The organism is Pseudomonas sp. FBF18 (genome assembly GCF_024261405.1).
GTDB lineage: Bacteria > Pseudomonadota > Gammaproteobacteria > Pseudomonadales > Pseudomonadaceae > Aquipseudomonas > Aquipseudomonas palmensis.
In genome coordinates this window covers 99977-101304 of record NZ_QKRS01000020.1, presented here as the reverse complement: position 1 = coordinate 101304, position 1328 = coordinate 99977, and the positions used below count along the sequence as shown (strand labels likewise).

1 protein-coding gene and 1 pseudogene are annotated in these 1328 nt (G+C 72.5%); both read right to left on the bottom strand.

What is annotated here, in order from left to right; all coding sequences use genetic code 11:
* A partial coding sequence (locus DN387_RS23440; protein WP_254506369.1) for a DNA polymerase Y family protein occupies window positions 1-1176 on the bottom strand: 1176 nt, incomplete at its 3' end.
* A 6-nt stretch (window positions 1177-1182) separates the two neighbouring features.
* Window positions 1183-1328, bottom strand: a pseudogene (locus tag DN387_RS23435) (DNA lesion error-prone repair protein ImuA); the annotation flags it as partial.

Here is a 1328-nt window from a genome sequence, read left to right as displayed (position 1 = left end):
CGGGGCGCCGCCTGCCGCCTGCCAGGCGCACTCGGGGCGGTGGTCGGCAAAAGCCTGCACAGCCCGCACGCTCTCATCGCCCAGGCGTGCACGCAAACGCTCGCGCAGTTGCTCCCAGCCCTGTTGCTGCTGGGGCCGCGCATTGAACAGCTCGCCCGGTTGCGGCACGAACGCCGGCAGGTCGTCGGCCACCAGGCGCACGCTGCGCACCGGTGCGGGCAGGCTCAACTGCTCCAGGCGCCCGCGTGCCAGCTCGAACAGCATGCCCGCCTCGCGTTCGGCGGCCAGCAGGCCGACCACCACCGGCGTGGCGACGCCCCGGGCATGTTCCAGGTGCAGGGTAAAACGCTGCACGCCGCCGTCACGGCTGGCCAGGAACGCCGCCAGGTCGGCAATCAACCGGCGCAACGGAAACAACAGCGCCTGGTGCGATTCCACATCGAAGTTGAGTTCCAGCCGCGCCTCGAACCGGTCCGGCGGCCGGTAGCACGCCAGCGCCATGGGGCGCAGGCCCAGCAGGCGATCCAGGTGCACCTGCACGCTGGCGGCAAAACGCCTGGCCAGGGTGTCGCGCGGCAACCCCAGCACCTGCCCAAGGTCGCGCAGGCCCATGCGCGACAAGGCCGTGGCGGCCTCCACCGGCAGGCCGATGCGGTCCACGGGCATCTGCGCAAGGGCGGCGCGGGTGGCCTGGGCGTCGTTCAGTGCCAGCCCGTCATGGGCGTTGGCCAGCATGCGCGCCGCCACCGGGTTGCTGGCCAGCACGATGCGATGACGCAGCCCCAGCTCGCCCAGCTCCTTGCGCAGGCGGGCCTCGAACAGCGGCCAGGGCCCGAACAGGCCCAGGCTGGATTCGACTTCGAGCAACACGGTGCGTGGGTAATGCAGGCTGACCTGCGAACTGAACTGGTAGGCCCAGGCGGCCAGCAATTGCTGCAACTGCTCGACCGCCGCCGGGTCATGCTCGACGCAGGTAAAACTGCTGGCCAGCGCCTGCGCGGTGCTCAGGCTCTGCCCGGCGCGCAGCCCCAGGGCCCGGGCCGCCGGGTTGACCGCCTGCAACACGCGCCGCTGCGCCGGGCCGCTGAGCAGCACCAGCGGCGCCTGGGGGTCGTCGCGACCGCGCAGCACGCTGTCGAGTGCCAGTTGCGGCAGCAGGATGCAGGCCCACAGCATCGCCCATCACCCTCGCCCGGCCATGGCGATCGGGGTGGCCGGGGCCAGCCCGCCACGGCACTTGAGCACCCGCCACTGCGCCGGGTGCAGGTCGACGGCAATGCGCAGCGCGGCCGGCGACGGGTTGAGTGCCGCCTGCTGCGGGCGGCAGG